The following is a 17,002-nucleotide window of genomic DNA, read 5'->3' on the forward strand; positions in this document are numbered from 1 at the left end:
CGAGGTCCGCAGTGCAGGAACGATTGGCCGGCAACATCGCGATGCCAGGTGGGCGAACCGCGCTTGGCGGAAGGCTTCAGCACCGTCAGTTCGCGGCAGGCAGTTCGACAGTGAACTCCGCGCCGCCTTCCGGATGATTGCGAACGCTCAACTTTCCGCCATGCTGCTCGATGATCCCGTAGCTGATGGACAGGCCGAGACCGGTGCCCTTGCCGACCGGCTTGGTGGTGAAGAACGGATCGAAGATGCGCGACAGAAGCTCCGGCGCGATGCCAGGTCCGTTGTCGCGCACGGTGAGGACGTTGCCCTTCGGCCCGGCCCGGGCCTGGATCCACAGATGCGGCGGGCGCGGCGGCTGGGATGTGCTGGCTGCATCCACGGCGTTCTGGATCAGGTTCATCACGACCTGCTGCAGTTGTCCGGGGCTTCCTTCGACCACACACGCAGAGATCGGCTGCCAGTCGACTTCCAGGGGCCGGGATGAGCCTTTGGACACCCAGAGAATGGCGCGTTCGGCCACTTCGTTGAGGTCGACGCGTGTCCGCTCTTCCGGATCCATCGCCGAAAACCGCTTCAGGCCGTTCACGATGGCCGCGGTGCGCTGCGCTCCTTCCAGCGTGCCCTCGATCAGGGACGGCAGGTCGTCGAGCAGATGCTCGATGCGCAGCTGGGTGCGCAGCTCCAGCAGCGCGTCCAGATTCTGCCCGGCATGCACGGCTGCCATGTAGGTGCGCAGCTTTTCGCTGTAGCGTCGCAGCGCGTGCACGTTGCCCAGCACGAAGCTGATCGGATTGTTGAGTTCGTGCGCGACACCCGCGACAAGCCTGCCCAGCGAGGCCATCTTTTCCGAGTGCAGAAGTTGCTGCTGGGTCTGCTTCAGCGCATCGTGTGCCGACCGCAGCTCCTGGTAGGCGCGGCGCAACTCGGCCGTCGGTCGGGCGACGAACACCGTGCCGACGCGACGGCCCGAAGGCGTGACACGCGGCGTGCAGTTGGCGTCGACCGGCACGCTGCTTCCATCGGCGGCCGACAGATTCAGCTCGATGGTCTCGCCGCGGCGCGTGGGGCTGGAGTTCACCAGAACCGCCTGGGCCCGCGCGATGCTGTCGGCGTCCGCCAGCAAGGCCAGCAAGGAGGTACCGCGCAGTTCGATGTCGCTGCGGCCCACCAGTTCGCAGAGCGCCGCGTTCGTCTCTTCGATCTCGCCATTTTCGGTACAGACCAGCAGCACGTCCGACATGGCGGACAGGATGCTGAAGATGAATTGCTGCGATTGTTCGAGTTCGTCGTTCTTCTGTTCGAGCTCGATCTCGTCATGCACCAGTTGCGAGTAGACCTCGTCCATCTTCTGGATCACGTCGAGCCAGGTAGCATCGTCCACGCCTTTCGGCGCCGCCTTCGGGCGTTCGGTACGGCGCGGCGGCATCAGTGGACAGTGCAGACCATGCACGGGTCGAAAGAGCGGACGATGTGCTGCACCGACACGGGCGTCGTCTCGCCTTGGCGCACCGGGGCACCTTCGAGCGCGCTTTCGAGCGCACCGGGCGTGCCGGCGGCATCCCTTGGAGAAAAGTTCCAGGTCGTGGGTGCGACGATCTGGTAGTTCGCAATGTGGCCGCGGCGCACCGAAACCCAGTGCCCCAGGCTGCCGCGTGCCGCTTCGCTCAGGCCGATGCCGGTGCCCTCGTCGGGGACGGCGTCGCTGACACAGTAGGGTTCGCCGGGCCGCAGCGCGAGCAGCCACTGCTCCATCAGGGGCACCACCCGGGCGAGTTCGAGCAGGCGTGCCAGGACCCGGGTGAACACGGTGCCGCCATGCAGGCCCACCATCTCGCCCACCAGCGGATGCCCGGCGGCGAGCTGGCGCGCGATCGCGCCGGTTTCCACCACCTGGCCGTCGAGCCGGGGCGCCTTGTTCCAGGTGTAGGCGCCCGGCTTGTCGCCAGCGGGTATCGTCAGCCCGTCTCCGGGATGGCGCGGGCCTCCGTCGTCCGCGAGCCATGCGTGCGTGGCGTCTTCCCGGATGCTGCGCTCGTCGAGCGCACCGAGCTTGCCGTCGTCGGCATGCCAGACGCCGCGCGGGAACGCGAACCCACCGTCGGGCTGGGGGTAGGCGCCGTAGCTCAGGTAGCGGCCCGGGCCGCTACCCAGGCCCATCAGGCCGGTGTCGCGTGCGATGGCCAGGAACATCCGGAAATCGCCCTGCAGGGGGGCCTGGGCATCCCAGGCCCACAGCGCGTCGGCGCTGGCGAGGGACAGCACCTGCTCCAGCGGTGCCGCGAACAACTGCTGCTCGAGGAAGCGCCGGAACTCGCGGATACGCGCCAGCAGGCGCGTGCGCTCGGCGCCATCGACCGCGCGCGTGGAGCCGCCGGGCTCGATGCTCTGCGTATGCGGCCACTTGCCGGCCAGCAGGCCGAGCATCGTGAACCAGCGCTGCCGCGCCGCGATGGCCCGACGCGCCTGCTCGCCGGTGGTCGGGTCGAACCGACGCAGGGCTTCGGCATGCCACGTCCGCCCGGCATACACGGCTCGCGTGAAGTCGGGCATGAAGAACAGGTAGAAATGCGTCAGGTGGTCGGCCAGGTTTTCGGTGGCGAGGATCACGTTGGTCACGTGCTGGCCGTTCGGCGGCATCCTCAGCCCGCCCATGTCCGCGAGAGCGCGGGCCGAGGCGACGGACTGCGACACCGAGCAGATGCCGCAGATTCGGGGCACATAGACCAGTGCGTCATGTGGCCGCTTTCCCTGCAGGATCTGCTCGAAACCCCGATACATGGGCGAATTCACGCGCGCGGACGACACGCGTCCATCCTCGATGTCGAGGGAGACCTCGAGGTCTCCCTCGACGCGATTGAAAGGGCCGACGAGCAGGCGTGTCATGGCGGCACGCTAGCGCAGGCGCGTCTTGCGCACCGCGGGCGCCACCTTGATATGGTCCGCGGTGGCGTTGGTCTTCACGCGTTTGGGCGTGGCCGATTTCGACAGCGACGCCAGCGCGACGAACCAGGCCTTGGGCATGTCGGTCGGCAGGCCGATGGGAATGCCGGCGATCTTGGGCGTCTCGTGGAATGGATGGCCGGGCTCCTGGAAGCCCGGCTCGGTGCAGGCGATGCAGGCATAGCCGCCGCGGGTGCAGGAGCCTTCCCCGTTCCAGAGCCGTGTGTTGCAGTCGGCATGCACCTGGGTGCCCTTGCAGCCCATGTGCTCCATCATGCAGCCGAGGTCGGACGGCTTCTCGGCGCTGGCCTTGAACTCGTAGTACTCGTTGCGGGTGCAGCCGTGGTGCACCAGCTGGTCGGCATAGAAGCGGGGCCGGTTCAAGGAGTCCAGGTCGGCAGCGGAAAACTGGCCGGCGGCGAGCGCCATCAGGCTGTCGATGACCCACCCCGGATGGGTCGGGCAGCCCGCCACGTTGATGACAGGCAAGCCGCTGGCGCAACGGAATGCCGCGCCGAGCAGGCCGCCGGGGCGATCGTCGTCGTATTGCAGGCCGCAGGCATCGGTCGGATTGCTCCCGCCTGCGGTGATGCCGCCCCAGGCCGCGCAACTGCCGATCGCGACAACCTGCCGCGCCGTCGCAGCCAGCCGGCGGACCCAGTCGATCATCGGGATGCCGGTGCCGGCGAGGACATGGAAGCGGCCGGTGTTGTTCGGACCCCGCAGCAACGATCCTTCGATGCACAGCGCGTCGACACGAAGGCGGCCATCGATGGCGCGTTCGAGCAGGTCGATCAACTCGGTGCCGCTTTCGAGCGACAGCGACGGGTGCCACAGCAGGTTGATGCCGGCATCGCGCAGTTGGCCGTGGAAGTCCGCCGTGTCGGCGCACAGAAGCGACATGCTGCAGCCGCCGCAGCCACCCGACTGCAGCCACAGGACATTGAAGTGGGGCATCTTGTCCATCGGTTCAACCTTCCAGCCCGAAGCGGGCCATCTTGCCACGCAACCCGACCCGCGAGAGCCCCAGTTCCTTGGCCACCCGCGTCTTGTTCCAGCGGTGCCGCAACAGCGTCTCGCGCAGCACCATGGCCTCGATGGCATCGAGGCGTTCGGCCAGCGTACCGCTGGCCGGCAGGGATGTCGAGCCGGCCGTGACCGTGCGCCCGGCCTGGCCCTGCAGGACCCGCGACGAGAAGGCGGTGCCGTCGATCAGGTCGTCGGCACTGAGCGCCACCGCGCGCGAGATCTCGTTGCGCAGCTCGCGGATGTTGCCGGGCCAGGGGTAGGCCATGAGGCAGGCCATCGCCTCGTCCGAGAGCGCGGCGCCAGGGCGCCCCAGCGCCACGCCGACCTCGCTCACGAGCCGCCGAGCGATCGGCCCGATGTCGCCACCGCGTTCGCGCAGCGGCGGGACCGTGATCGTCACGCAGGCGACGCGGTAGAACAGATCCTCGCGGAAGTGCCCTTCGTGCACCCGCTGTTCGAGGTTGCGGTGGGTCGCCGCGATCACGCGCACGTCGACCGGCACGGTGCGCGGCGAGCCCACGGGTCGCACCTCGCCCTCCTGCAGCACGCGCAGCAGGCGCAGTTGGAACGCCGCCGAGGTTTCGCCGATCTCGTCGAGAAAGACGGTGCCGCTGTTGGCGCGCTGGAACAGTCCCACGTGGTCATCGAACGCGCCGGTGAAAGCGCCCCGCTTGTGGCCGAACAGCTCCGACTCGAGCAGCGTATCGGGAATCGCCGCGCAGTTCTCGACGACGAACGGTCCGGCCGCGCGCGGGCTGGCGTAATGCACCGCGCGCGCCAGCAATTCCTTGCCGGAGCCCGACTCGCCCAGCACCAGGAGGCTGAGGTCGTAGCGTGCCACGCGTGCCGCCAGCTCGCACACCGCATCGAGCGGACTGCCGTCCGCGCGCTCGATTCGGTCGAAGTCGAAGGCGTTGCGCGCCCGATCCAGCTTGTTGGCGGCCCGGCGCCGCAGTACCGGCGTGCTGGTGCGCAACTCCAGGTCGAGCCGGTTCATGTCGCGCTGGAGCGTCTGGGCTTCCGCCGCCTCGCGCACGGTGCTCAGCAGGTGGTCGGGGATCCACGGCTTGAGCAGGTACTGGTAGATGCCCGCGTCATTGATGCCGGCGATGATGTCCTCGGAATCGGTATAGCCCGAGATCACGATGCGCACGGTGTCGGGCCAGCGCTCGCGCACTTCCTTCAGGAAAGTGACCCCGGTCTCGCCGGGCATGCGCTGGTCGCAGAGGATCACGCTGACCGGCTGGCGTTCGAGCTGCTGGCGGGCCTGGCCTGCATCGTCGGCCGTCAGCACGGTGAACTCCTCGTCGAGCGTGCGACGGATCGCGTCCTGCGAGCGAACCTCGTCATCGACGACCAGAACGGTCGGCATCGGCGTCACGGGCATCATCCGGGGCTCGCGGCCTTCACGCCGTCGCGGTGCCGGGCCAGGTGCCGGGGCGTCCATGCCATCGGCAGCTTGTGGACGAAGTGGTACCGCGCGATGTGAAAGCTCGGGTCGAAGCCGTAGAAATTGCGATGCATGCGTGAAATCTCATGGCGGCGGTAGTCGGCGAGAGGGCGCGCGGCCTCGTCAGCAGCGCGCCGCCGTGCCTTCGCAGTGATTCGATCGTCAATATTGTGCGCTGCGGCGAGTGCCATCGCCTCGGTGGTTGCCAGCGCTTCGAGATCGGTCGCGGTTTCACCCATGCACCGGTCGATGAGTCGGATCGACAGGGCTTGTGGCGCGCCCAGGGGCAGGCGGCTGGCCATCAGTGCGATCGCGCCCTCGGCGCCGAGGCGGCGCGGCAGCAGATAGGTCCAGTACTCCGAGCCGTACAGGTTGCCCATGCTCTTGTAGTGCGCGTTCAGCACCACCCCGCGGTGTGCCCAGACCTCGTCGGCCGCGAGCGCCAGGAAGGCCCCGCCGGCACCGGCGTTGCCGCGCAGCAGCGCGATGGTCAACCGGTCGGTGGTGCGGATGACGGCTTCGGCAAGGTCGTCCATCGCCTCGATGTTGCGCATCGATTCGTCGGCGGCGCTGTCGCCCTCGCGGTGCGCCGCGGCCTCGATGCAGTTCAGGTGGATGCCGTTGCTGAAGAAGTCGGCGCCGCCCAGCAGCATCAGCACGCGGGTGTCGCGGCTGGCGGCATCGTGCCAGGCGGCGAGCAGGCGGCGGCATTGCGCGGTCGACATCGCGCCGTTGTAGAACTCGAAAGACAGGCAGCCGACGCGCGCGCCCGGCATGCCGAATTCACGGTAGCGAATCTCGCCCCACTCGTCGCTCGCCCGCTCCAGCGGTACTGGCAGCGCAGGCAGCGCCTCGAAGGCGGCGCCGAACGCGAGCTCGCAAGGCAGTTTGAAAGCCTTGCCGCCGCAGGCCGCGGAGAGGCTCGCGTGGCCGATCCAGACCGCCCCATCGGTCGTGCGGCGCAGCACGGCGCCGTCGCGGCGTCCGATCAACGCGCCGGGCGGTAGCGTGGCAAGCGCCTGCGAGGTGGCCGGGTGGGCGTCGAACAGGTGGCAGTGCTGGCCAAAGAGCTGGTCCTGGACGCCGGGCTGGCCATCGGCGCTGCGGATCTTCGCGAGCACGGTGGCCGTCGTGTCGCCCGACCAGTCGATGCGCCGCTCGGCCTGGCGCAGCGGGCCGCGCCAGATCGAGGCCCTTTGCTCGCCTGGCCGTTCGCCGCCGGTGCCGCCGGCCGCGAATTGCGTCACGCTGCGCAGGACCGCATCGACCGCCGCCCCGGTCACTTCGCGCCGGTAAAGGCTGCCCTTCGCGGCGGCCCGCATCGCGAAGCCTGCGTGGGCCCACACCGGGCCGGCATCGAAGGCCTCGTTCGCCTGCAGCACGGTCACCCCCCAGGCGGCGTGGTCTTCACGCACCGCCCAGTCGAGCGCCGCGGGGCCGCGGTCGCCAACCGGCCCGGGGTGCACGATCAGGCAGGGCTGGCGCTGCCACACCGAGGCCGGGATCAGCCGCTTCAGGAACGGCGCGATCACCAATGCGGGGCGGAACAGTTCGATCGCCTCCTCGGTGACGCGATCGGCGATGTCGAACTCGACCGAGACCTCGCAGCCCAGCGCGCGCAACTCGCAGAACAAGCGCTGGCTCAGGCTGTTGAAGCTGTGGCACAGCAGCAGGATCCGGAGCGGCACGTGCGTCATTTCAGCCATGAACGCCGCTGAAGCTCGCCGCTTGGGTTGCGCGTGCATGGCGTCTCAACAGATGCGCGGCAGCTGCTCGCCGCTCAGCCAATCGACGACACGGCGGCCGCCGAAGCTCGTTTCCATCTGCACGAAGCGGTGCGGGTCTTCGGTGACCCTGCCGATGCGCGCCGCCTGCGAGCCCAGCGGGTGTGCGCGCATCGCGGCCAGCACCGCGTCGGCAGAGTCGGGTGCGCAGATGGCGATCAGCTTGCCTTCGTTCGCGATGTAGAGCGGATCCAGCCCGAGCAGCTCGCAGGCCGCCTCGACCTGCGGCCGCACCGGGATCGCCGCCTCGTCGAGCAGCATGCCCACGTTCGACTGGCGCGCGATCTCGTTCAGCGTCGTCGCCAGGCCACCGCGGGTCGGGTCGCGCAGCACGCGCACGCCGTTCGAGGCCGCGAGCATCGCCGCCACCAGCCCGTGCAGGGCGGCGCTGTCGGATTCGATCGTGGTCTCGAAGTCGAGCGATGCGCGCTTCGAGAGCACCGCCACGCCGTGCTCGCCGATCGAGCCGGAGAGCAGCACCACGTCGCCGGGGCGCGCGTTCGCGCCCGAGATGCGCACGCCGGCCGCGACCACGCCAATGCCGGTGGTGCTGATGAACACGCCATCGCCCTTGCCCTGCTCGACCACCTTGGTGTCGCCGGTGACCACCGGCACGCCGGCCGCGCGCGAGGCCGCCGCCATCGACTCGACGATGCGCTTCAGGTCGGCGAGCGGAAAGCCTTCCTCGAGGATGAAGCTCGCCGCGAGGTAGAGCGGCGTCGCGCCGCACATCGCCACGTCGTTGAGCGTGCCGTGCACCGAAAGCGAGCCGACATCGCCGCCGGGAAAGAACAGCGGCGAGACGACGTGGCCGTCGGTCGCCATCACGAGCTTGGCGCCGACGGGAATCGTCAGAGTCGCTCCGTCGTCGCCCTGGCGCAGGTATTCGTTGTCGAACGCGGCGACAAACAACTCCTCGATCAACTGCGCGGCCGCCCGGCCGCCGGCGCCGTGACCCATGTCGACGCGGCCGTGGCGGATGTCGAGCGGGCGAACGTAGTCCTTCTTGGTGTTCACGCTTGCGCCTCCGCTTCGACCTTGATCGCGATGTCCTTGAAGCGTCCGTACGAGTAGTGCGCCGCGCATGCGCCTTCGGACGAGACCATGCACGAACCGACGGGGTTCTCCGGCGTGCAGACGGTGCCGAAGATCTTGCAGTCGGTCGGCCTCTTGACGCCGCGCAGGATCGCGCCGCATTCGCAGGCCTTGTTGTCAGGAACCGGCCGGTAGCCGAGGCCGAAGCGGCGTTCGGCATCGAACCCGGCGTATGCCGGGCGGATCTTCAACGCGCTGTACGGCACCTCGCCGAGGCCGCGCCACTCGAAGCTGCTGCGCAACTCGAACACCTGCGAGACCAGCGCCTGCGCGTGCAGGTTGCCGTCGCGGTTCACCGCGCGGGTGAACTCGTTCTCGACCTCGGTGCGGCCCTCGTTGACCTGCCGCACCAGCATCAGCACCGCCTGCATCACGTCCAGCGGTTCGAATCCGGCGATCACGACCGGCTTGCGATACTCCTGCGCGAAGTGCTCGTAGGGCGCCGAGCCGATGACGATGCTGACATGCGCCGGCCCGACGAAGCCGTCGATCGGCACGGTGCCGAACTGCCGCACCTCCGGCGATTCGAGGATGTGCGTGATCGCCGAGGGCGTGAGCACATGGCAGCACAGCACGCTGAAGTTCTTCAGTGCCTCTTGCTGAGCGGTCCGGATCGTCAACGCGGTCGGCGGTGTCGTGGTCTCGAAGCCGATCGCGAAGAAGACGACTTCGCGATCCGGCTCGCGGCGCGCGATCTCGAGTGCGTCGGCGCCCGAGTAGACCATGCGGATGTCGCCGCCGCGCGCCTTGGCGCGCACCAGGGAGAGGCCGTCGGAAGCCGGCACGCGCATCGTATCGCCGTAGGTGCAGACGATGGCACCGTGTTCGAGCGCGAGCTGGATCGCCAGGTCGATGCGGCCGATCGGCAGCACGCACACCGGACAGCCGGGGCCGTGGATCATGCGCACGTTCGCGGGCAGCAGTTCGCTGATGCCGTAGCGCGAGATCGCGTGCGTGTGGCCACCGCAGAACTCCATGAAGCTGTACTGGCGTTGCGGCAGCGCCTCGGCGTGCAGGCGGTCGGCGATCCTTCTTGCAATCGCGCCGTCGCGGAACTCGTCGATGTATTTCATGGCAGGGTCGCTCCGTTCTCGGCATCGCGTTGCGCCAGCGCGCCGAAGATCGCCAGCGTTCGCTCGGCCTCTTCGGGGTCGATCTGGCCGATCGCGTGGCCGACGTGCACGATCACGTAGTCGCCGACGACCGCGTCTGGCACCAGCGCGACCGAGATTTCCTTGCGGATGCCGCCGAGCTCGACCAGCGCCAGCGCGCCCGGTCGCAGTTCGATCAATTGAGTGGGAATGGCTAGGCACATGGCATGGCTTTTCGTGGGGTGAGGAAGGTTCGTGCGCGCAGGCTGTGGGCGGCGACCCAGGCCTGGCCCAGCGCGAGGGCCGCGTCGCCGCAACCCGAACGGCCGGCCGACAGCACGCGAAGCCCGCGCGCCTGGAGCCCCTGCGTCACCTCGATGCGCAGGATCGCGTTGAAGAAGCAGCCGCCGCCGAGGCAGACGGTGCCGCACCCGGCCTGGCGTGCCGCGGCCGCGGCCCAGCCGGCCAGGCCCTGCGCTAGCGACAGGTGGAACCAGGCCGCGGCCTCGTCGGCGTTGCGTTGCGGCATGGGCCAGGCGAACAGTCGCTCCAGCAACGGGCGCGGATCGAGCAGCCGCAGGTTGCCGGCGTCCGGCCAGGCGGCGGTCGCTGTGACCGTGTGCCCGGCCAGCCAGCGTGCGGCCGCCGCCTCGAGCGCCATCGCAGCTTCGGCCTCGTGGGCCTGGCGCACGCTCAGCCCCAGCGCGCCGGCCGCCGCGTCGAACCAGCGACCGGTGCTGCTCGTGGGCGGGCAATTCAAAGCGGCGGCGAGCATGCGCTGCACCCCGCCGGCCAAGGCAGGCCCGACACTCGGCGAGAACCGGTCGGCAATCCCGTCGCCGGCGCCGAGCGCGTGCAGGGCCGACGCCGCCATGCGCCAGGGTTCGCGTGCCGCGACATCGCCGCCGGGCAGCGCCAGCGGCCACAGGCTGCCCAGGCGGTCCCAGCCGTTGCCGTCGACCCGCAGCAGCTCGCCGCCCCAGGCCGTGCCGTCGCTGCCGAGACCGACGCCGTCGAGGGCGAGGCCGATGACCGGCTCGTCCAGGTCGTGTTCGGCGATCACGGCCGCGATGTGTGCGTGGTGGTGTTGCACGGCGATTGCCGGTACGCCCCACTCGTGCGCCAGGGCGATGGCGATGCGCGTGCTGAAGAAGTCGGGATGCAGGTCATGCGCCAGCGCGGCCACCGGCGCCTGCGCGTCACGTGCGTCGCGCGCGAGCGACCGCAGCGAGGCCTCCAGTCGACGGCAGGCTGTCGGGTCCTGCAGGTCCCCGTGCAGCGCAGACCAGCGCGCCTGGCGATGCCCAAGCAGGCATGCGGTGTTCTTGAGCCATGCGCCGCAGGCCAGCACGGCGGGAAGCGGCTGTTGCATCGACTTCAGGCGCCGAGCGGGCCGGTGTCGTCGTCCGCGCCGGCGAGCCAGTCGAGCCAGGCACCCATGCCTTCGCCGCTGGTGGCGGACAACTGGATCACTTCGATGGCCGGATTGACGTGGCGCGCGCCGTCGATGCAGCGTGCCACGTCGAAGCGCAGATGAGGCAGCAGGTCGATCTTGGTGAGCACCATCAGCCGGGCGGCCGCGAACATGTCCGGGTACTTGAGCGGCTTGTCTTCGCCCTCCGTGACCGACAGCAGCACCACCTTGGCGGCCTCGCCGAGGTCCCACAGGGCCGGGCAGACGAGGTTGCCGACGTTCTCGATGAACAGCAGGCTGCGGTCGTCCGCGTGCGCGGGGTCATGGGCGTGGCTGTGCAACTGCGCGAAGGCATGCGCGACCATCGGCGCGTCCAGGTGGCAGCCCTTGCCGGTGTTCACCTGGACTGCCGGCACGCCGGTCGCGCGGATTCGCTCGGCGTCGAAACTCGTCTGCTGGTCTCCTTCGATGACCGAGATATCCATCTCCGGGTGGCGCGCCCGCAGTGCGTCGATGGTGGCGCACAGCAGGGTGGTCTTGCCCGATCCGGGGCTGGACAGCAGGTTCAGCGCGTGCACGCCGTGAGCGTCGAAGTGGCTGCGGTTGCGCGCGGCGATGCGGTTGTTCTCGCCGAGGATGTCGGCTTCCAGCCGGATCGTGCGCTCCTGACTCAGGCCAGGCACCGATACGCGGGCCGCGCCTGAACCGAAATGCAGGTCGCCGTGGGGGGAATGATCTCGCCCGTGCCCGTGATCGTGATCATGATCATGATCATGGCCGTGTTCGTGTTCAGTTTCAGCGCATCCGCAAACGACACACATGGTGGGTCTCCTTATAGATCTTCGACTTGCAGCTCGAGCACGCGCAGCTCGGTGCCGCCCGTGGCCTGAAGCTGATGGCTGCGGCAGCGCGGGCAGGCATCGCCGCGCCGCTGGATCTCCACGCTGGCGCCACATGGGAGGCACCATGCGGTGCCGGGCGGCTCGCGGATGTCGATCGACGCGCCCTCCAGGCAGGTTCGAGGTGCGATCGCCTCCAGCGCGAAACGCAGGGCACGCGTCTCCACGCCACAGAGCCGTCCGGCTTCCAGCCGCAGCGCGGTGACGCGCTGGAATCCCTCCCGGCGCGCCGCGTCTTCGACAAGTTTCAGGATGCCGCCGGCCAGACTGGCTTCATGCATGGTGGTACTCCGTGGTCGCTGCGTGCGCTTCGATCGCGAAGCGCACGCACGGATCGTACGCCGCCATCAGGATGCGCACCGACGCCTGCGCTTCGCTGCCCGTTGCGGGCATGCGCTCGAGCGCATGCGCCACGGCGCCGTGGGCATGAAAGTTCCAGTCTGTCGGGGCCACGACCTCGTAGCCGGCCACGCGCCGGTCACCGGGCGGTCCTTCGACGCGCACGCGATGGAGCAGCAGGCCGCGCGCCATTTCGACCCATGCCAGCCCTTCGCCAGGACCGGTCTGCAACGCGCCCGTGGCCAGCCACGCTGCGCCGCTGCGACTTGGCGTGTCCGGCAGGGAAAGCCGTGCCAGTTCGGCGATGCGTGCGCCGAGCCGTTCCCATGCGTTCGCAGGCGGTTCGGTGCGCCGGTCGTGCAACCGGGTCCAGCTTCCGGTCTCGGCACATTGGCCGCGCCAGGTGGGCGCGGTGGCGTCGAACGTGGTGCCCATTCCGGCCGCGAGAGCATGCAGGTCCGCCGGGCTGGTGTGCGGACGCAGCGGCGCCGCGGGCAGCAACGGGTCGATCGCGAGCGGAGCGCAGGCGCGCAGCAATGCGGGCAGCCAACCGTGATTGCGCTCACACCATTGAGCGAGCCACCCGGCAGTTTCTTGTTCCCAGAGTGCCAGCCAGGCGGCCGGCGAGGTGCCCAGCAGATGCGAGAGCCAGGCGGCCCGATCGACATCGCCCTGCGACCGCGCCGCGCCGGCCAGCCACGGACAGCCCAGCAGCGGATTGCGGTCGTCGTCGGCCGATGCCTGTACTGCGCCTGGCACGCACAATTCGACCGGCCAGTCGAGGCCGATGCGCAGCGCGTGATCGCGCGCCGTCTCCCATCGCAGCGCATGCAACTGCGCCACGGATGCGGATGCTTCCTGCCCTTGCGCCGCCGCCAGCGCCAGCGCGCTGCACAAGGCGTGGGCGTGGCCACACAAGGTGAACAGACTGCTCAGCATGCGCGGCGCTGCGGTCGCAGGTTGACCCGTCAACAACAGGCCGGCGAGGGCGTGGCGGCTGCTGGCGAGGGTGTGCGGGCGTCGCAGCCCCGGCCGCACCTGCAGCATGCCCCCGAGGACCTGGACCGTATTCACGGCGCATGTTCCTGGGCAGCGCACCCGAGCAGAAAAGCGCGCCGGGCCGGCGCCGCCAACGCGGAGTCCGGGCGTGCGTCGGGCGGTGCGTCGGCACGTCGGCGCAGCTGAGCCAGCAGCGCCCAGGCGGTGGCGATCGCGTCGGCCTGCGTTGCGAACTCGAACATGGGCGAGAACATCGAGCAGGCTTCGAACGACCCGAGACCGTCTTCGTGCGAGCCCGTGAAGATGAACTGCGCGTGCCCGATGTTGCGCACGCGTGTCGTGCCGCTCAGTGCGGGCGTGTCGCATCGCGCGACCGGCAGCCACACCAGGTTCATGAACCAGGGCGTGACCAGGATGCCGGTCGCGGCCCGGGGATCCGGCCGGTGTTGCGCATCATCGCGCGGGGGTGCCGGTTCGAGCCCGAAGCCGACCGCTTCCACCTGCAGTGCGGTGTTCATGAAGGGCAGGCCGGCCACGCGCGAGCGCGAGATGTCCGCGAACACCGCTTGGAGCGCCCGCGTCCGCAGCGTCAGCTCGGCGTGTCCGGTGCGATCGGCGCCGGTCATGGCGGGCTCGCGTCGTCGAGGACCATGAACTGGTCGGCGTCGCCGTCGCATTGCGGGCAGCGCCAGTAGGGCGGCAGCGCGGTGAACGCGGTGCCGGGGGCGATCTGCCAGATGTCGTCGCCGAGCGCCGGGTCGTACACCCACCAGCAGATCTTGCATTCGAGCCGTGCCGAGGCGCCCAGCTTGGCGCGGTCGCCGAGATAGCTGCCCTCGAACCGGGCAGGACTGCTGGCGGTCATGCGCTCTCGAGCCACTGCAGCACCTCCGCCAACCGCTCGTGCGAGTCCTCCAGGTCCTCGCGCGCGGCCTGGGCAACTTCGGGCAGGTCGCCGATCTCGACCGTGTTCAGGATCACCACGTCCTGCGAGTTGTAGTAGACGACGCGCCAGCAGTGCGGCATTCGTGTATTCGTGATGCGGCAGTTGCCATAGCCGCGCGACAGGATGAGCACGCGGCCGGTGCCCAGGTGATGATCGAGGAATCCGATGTCCTCCACCGACATCGGCAGCAATGTGAGGTTGATGACCTGCGCGGGGCGGCCCGGCACCCAGGCGCGCCAATGGTCCTCGATCTCGGCCAGGACGGCCGGCGCGTTCTGCACGTTGGGCGGCAACGCACCCGACCAGCGCGCAACGACGGGCGCAACGTCTTCGCGTGCAACTTCCTTCAGCGCATCGGGAATGGCGCCAAGTTCGATGCAATCGGTCGCAACCACGCCGTCGACCGATCCGATCACGCGCCAGACGCCGGCGAAGACCGCCTCCTGGGCCCGCAGCTCGCGCTGCGGCGAGCCCTCGTGCCGCACCAGGGCGCTGACTTCGCCCTCGCCGAGAACCTGGTTGACGAGGGCAAGGTCGCCCGGTGCAAGACCGTCGAGCGCTATGCGGCGGTTGCCGCCTTCGCGGCAAACGACCGCCAGTTGCGCAAGCGCGTCGCGCAGCGCAGCGTGCGCCGGCTGGTGGGCTGCGATTTCCTCGGGTTCCGGCAGCACGGGTGCGCGAAAGGTTTCCATGCCCTGCGGCATCGCCATGTAGGCGAGCTCTTCTTCTTCGGGCTGGGAGCCGGGGCCGATGGTGTGCACGGGAATCGGGAAGTCTTTCATCATGCGGTCCTCAGTGGCAGGAGGCGGCCGCGCCGGTGGCGCTCACCACCGGGATGCCGATCGTCGGTGCGCGCGTCACCGGACTCGCCAATGCGCTCTCGACCCGCTGGAGGAACACCTCCCAGTCGTGCATGCCCGACACGGTGCCGACGTAGCCGCCGTCGCGCAGGAACAGAAGCGTGGGCCAGCGCTGTGAGCCGAAACGGCGCGCGACCTTTTCCTCCAGGTCGCGCGGCACCACAGCCACGGCAAAGCGACCTTGGAAGCTGCGTTGCAACTCGGGCAGCACCGCGGCCACGTCCTGGCCCTCGGGAAAGCGCACGGGGTCGCCCGCGAACAGCACGACGCGGTCACCCCCCAGGGCCGACCAGGCGTCGATGCTCTGGTCGTCGACCCAGGTCGCGCCGAAGTCGTCGACCAGGCGCGCAATGAGGGCCGAGCCCTCGCGCCGGGGCTCCGGCGCCTGGACCGGCAGGTTGACGAGCGTTTCACTGCCGGTGATTTCGGGTGTCATGGAAGTCTTTCGGTGAGTTCGGTGGCCAGGCGCGGCGGCTGCTGGCCGCACAGCGCGAGGAGGTCTTGCGCGCTGGCGCTGGAAGGAAGGTCGAACGCAGCCGATGCACCGCTCGCGGCGCCGGCCTGCGCCGCCGCAAGCAGGTCGAGCGTGGCGTCGATCTCGCTGGCGCGCCGCGCATCGATGCGCTCGCGGACGCTGTCGAGAAAGACCAGCACCCAGTCGCCGACAGCCGGCTGCGTCACCAGCGCGGTCCGGACGCGTCGTTGCTCGCCCCGTCCGGCGCAGAGGGCGTGTCCAGGCTCGACGGCGATGACCTGCATGGGGATCCCGATGCACATGGCGCGCTCAGGCCTCCTGCCGCGCTGGCGCCGGCAGGAAGCGTTCGTCGCCGCGGCGGCAGGCGGCGTCCTCGGCCGGTCGTCCGGCCTCATAGCGCCCGAGGTCGAGCTGGCGGAAGGTCACGACTTCGGCGCCGTCCAGCGGCTGCCTGCGCGGTCGCGGGGCGGCACCCCAGCGCCGCAGTGCGTCGACGCCGAGCGCGAGGGCATCCTCCATCGCAAGTCTCACGGTCGGGCGCAGGCTGCCGCCGTAGTCGTCCAGCTCCTCGGGCTGGCAGCCGACAAGCAGCACGTGCCGTGGATAGCGCTCGGTGAGTTGCGCCAGCATGAGCACTTCCTGGAAGCCGGTCTGGTGCAGGCTCATCTTCTTGGCGCCCATGAAGCGAGGCACTTCGTCGTCCTCGATCAGCTTGAGCGTGCCGGGCGGCAGGCCGTAGTCGATGGCGTCGAAGATCAGCAGGCGGCTGGCCTGCTGGATGTGCTGGATCAGGTAGAGGCCCTGCGTGCCGCCATCGATCAGCGCCACATGCGGTGCGAACTCCCAGCGTTGCTGCAGGGCTTCGACGCAGCGCACGCCGAATCCCTCGTCGGCCCACAGCACGTTGCCGATGCCGAGCACGCAAACGGATTCATCCTGCGACATGGGCTCAGTCCTTGAACGTGCGATGGCCGGAGATCATCGTGCTGACCACGCTGGAGCGGCCCATGATGTCCTCCCGGATCGCGGCGTACACATGCAGGATTACGAACACGATCAGCCCCCACATGCCGAGGTGGTGCCAGGTATGCACATCCTGCGACTGCCCGAACAGCGGGATGACCCAGCCGAACAGTCGGTCCTGCCAGGAGCCGCGCTGGGCGCCTTCCGCATACAGCGCGAAGCCGGTGACGATCATGAAGACAATCAGCAGGAGGAAACCGAAAAACATCGCGAAACGCGCCAGCGGGTTGTGGCCCACGTAGCGCCCGGGTCGCGCGCTGACGAACGCGTACCACTTCACCATGCCCCAGATCTCCTGCCAGTAGACGCGCTGGAAGATCGGCACCCAGAACAGCTCGCGCGCGTGGTGGTTGCCGACCACGGCCCAATAGATGCGCCCGAGCAGCCCGACCGCCAGCAAGTAGCCCGCCGCGAAATGGGCAAAGCGGATGTAGCCCATCAGGAAGTTCGCGCTGGCCTCGCCGGGCTGGGTCGGCAGCGGTGAGCCGATGAAGTAGCCGGTGATGGCCAGCACCGTGATCGCGAGCGCGTTGATCCAGTGCCAGATGCGCACCGGTGCCTCGTACACATAGACCGACTTGATCGACCGGCCGTGCGCCACGGCGCTGTCGTCGCCGCCGCGGGCCGGGGCAACGGGGGAGGAGGTTGTATTCATGGC

The 17,002-nt window shown here is 69.2% G+C and carries 19 protein-coding genes; all 19 read right to left on the minus strand.

Translation table 11 applies throughout. From position 1 onward, the window contains the following. Positions 1-85: 85 nt before the first annotated feature. From AC1DYD_RS26470 to cybH, 19 genes are read right to left on the minus strand one after another with little or no spacing between them, the layout of a single operon-like run. Entirely contained in the window at positions 86-1,426 is a 1,341-nt protein-coding gene (locus AC1DYD_RS26470; RefSeq protein ID WP_478175736.1) for a sensor histidine kinase, read from the minus strand. Further along, complete coding sequence (locus AC1DYD_RS26475; protein WP_478175737.1) at positions 1,426-2,883, minus strand: nickel-dependent hydrogenase large subunit; 1,458 nt, start codon at positions 2,881-2,883, stop codon at positions 1,426-1,428. The genes AC1DYD_RS26470 and AC1DYD_RS26475 overlap by 1 nt, the downstream gene beginning before the upstream one ends. 9 nt (positions 2,884-2,892) lie before the next feature. After that, the gene (locus AC1DYD_RS26480; protein WP_478157720.1) at positions 2,893-3,906 is read right to left on the minus strand and encodes an NADH-quinone oxidoreductase subunit B family protein; all 1,014 of its coding nucleotides are present in this window, start codon (positions 3,904-3,906) and stop codon (positions 2,893-2,895) included. A gap of 4 nt (positions 3,907-3,910) precedes the next feature. Continuing rightward, entirely contained in the window at positions 3,911-5,359 is a 1,449-nt protein-coding gene (locus AC1DYD_RS26485) for a sigma-54-dependent transcriptional regulator (protein WP_478175738.1), read from the minus strand. Then, positions 5,356-7,164 carry an enoyl-CoA hydratase-related protein gene (locus AC1DYD_RS26490; RefSeq protein WP_478175739.1) on the minus strand — a complete coding sequence of 603 codons (1,809 nt, stop codon included), beginning with the start codon at positions 7,162-7,164 and terminating at the stop codon, positions 5,356-5,358. The genes AC1DYD_RS26485 and AC1DYD_RS26490 overlap by 4 nt, the downstream gene beginning before the upstream one ends. Before the next feature lie 6 nt (positions 7,165-7,170). Then, on the minus strand, positions 7,171-8,163 hold the full coding sequence (gene hypE, locus AC1DYD_RS26495) for a hydrogenase expression/formation protein HypE (RefSeq protein WP_478175783.1): 993 nt from the start codon (positions 8,161-8,163) through the stop codon (positions 7,171-7,173). A gap of 53 nt (positions 8,164-8,216) precedes the next feature. Next, positions 8,217-9,371 carry a hydrogenase formation protein HypD gene (hypD, locus tag AC1DYD_RS26500; protein ID WP_478167129.1) on the minus strand — a complete coding sequence of 385 codons (1,155 nt, stop codon included), beginning with the start codon at positions 9,369-9,371 and terminating at the stop codon, positions 8,217-8,219. Then, complete coding sequence (locus AC1DYD_RS26505) at positions 9,368-9,613, minus strand: HypC/HybG/HupF family hydrogenase formation chaperone (RefSeq protein ID WP_478175740.1); 246 nt, start codon at positions 9,611-9,613, stop codon at positions 9,368-9,370. The genes hypD and AC1DYD_RS26505 overlap by 4 nt, the downstream gene beginning before the upstream one ends. Next, positions 9,604-10,761 (minus strand): Kae1-like domain-containing protein, encoded by a 1,158-nt coding sequence (locus AC1DYD_RS26510; RefSeq protein ID WP_478175741.1) that lies wholly within the window; start codon positions 10,759-10,761, stop codon positions 9,604-9,606. The genes AC1DYD_RS26505 and AC1DYD_RS26510 overlap by 10 nt, the downstream gene beginning before the upstream one ends. A gap of 5 nt (positions 10,762-10,766) precedes the next feature. Continuing rightward, complete coding sequence (gene hypB / locus AC1DYD_RS26515; RefSeq protein WP_478175742.1) at positions 10,767-11,624, minus strand: hydrogenase nickel incorporation protein HypB; 858 nt, start codon at positions 11,622-11,624, stop codon at positions 10,767-10,769. 11 nt (positions 11,625-11,635) lie between these two features. Continuing rightward, complete coding sequence (gene hypA / locus AC1DYD_RS26520) at positions 11,636-11,983, minus strand: hydrogenase maturation nickel metallochaperone HypA (protein ID WP_478175743.1); 348 nt, start codon at positions 11,981-11,983, stop codon at positions 11,636-11,638. Continuing rightward, positions 11,976-13,115 (minus strand): hypothetical protein, encoded by a 1,140-nt coding sequence (locus AC1DYD_RS26525; protein ID WP_478175744.1) that lies wholly within the window; start codon positions 13,113-13,115, stop codon positions 11,976-11,978. Before AC1DYD_RS26525 ends, hypA begins: the two co-directional genes overlap by 8 nt. Then, entirely contained in the window at positions 13,112-13,666 is a 555-nt protein-coding gene (hybE, locus tag AC1DYD_RS26530) for a [NiFe]-hydrogenase assembly chaperone HybE (RefSeq protein WP_478175745.1), read from the minus strand. The genes AC1DYD_RS26525 and hybE overlap by 4 nt, the downstream gene beginning before the upstream one ends. Next, complete coding sequence (locus AC1DYD_RS26535) at positions 13,663-13,905, minus strand: rubredoxin (protein ID WP_478167122.1); 243 nt, start codon at positions 13,903-13,905, stop codon at positions 13,663-13,665. The genes hybE and AC1DYD_RS26535 overlap by 4 nt, the downstream gene beginning before the upstream one ends. Next, positions 13,902-14,768: a hydrogenase expression/formation protein gene (locus AC1DYD_RS26540; RefSeq protein ID WP_478175784.1), complete on the minus strand. Its 867-nt coding sequence runs from the start codon at positions 14,766-14,768 to the stop codon at positions 13,902-13,904. Before AC1DYD_RS26540 ends, AC1DYD_RS26535 begins: the two co-directional genes overlap by 4 nt. A 10-nt stretch (positions 14,769-14,778) precedes the next feature. Continuing rightward, entirely contained in the window at positions 14,779-15,282 is a 504-nt protein-coding gene (locus AC1DYD_RS26545; protein ID WP_478175746.1) for a hydrogenase, read from the minus strand. Continuing rightward, positions 15,279-15,623 (minus strand): HypC/HybG/HupF family hydrogenase formation chaperone, encoded by a 345-nt coding sequence (locus AC1DYD_RS26550; RefSeq protein ID WP_478175747.1) that lies wholly within the window; start codon positions 15,621-15,623, stop codon positions 15,279-15,281. Before AC1DYD_RS26550 ends, AC1DYD_RS26545 begins: the two co-directional genes overlap by 4 nt. A 7-nt stretch (positions 15,624-15,630) precedes the next feature. After that, positions 15,631-16,266 (minus strand): HyaD/HybD family hydrogenase maturation endopeptidase, encoded by a 636-nt coding sequence (locus AC1DYD_RS26555; RefSeq protein ID WP_478175748.1) that lies wholly within the window; start codon positions 16,264-16,266, stop codon positions 15,631-15,633. Between the two features lie 4 nt (positions 16,267-16,270). Continuing rightward, positions 16,271-16,999 (minus strand): Ni/Fe-hydrogenase, b-type cytochrome subunit, encoded by a 729-nt coding sequence (gene cybH / locus AC1DYD_RS26560; protein WP_478093646.1) that lies wholly within the window; start codon positions 16,997-16,999, stop codon positions 16,271-16,273. Positions 17,000-17,002: the final 3 nt, after the last annotated feature.

The organism is Variovorax sp. P4_B11 (assembly GCF_056402355.1).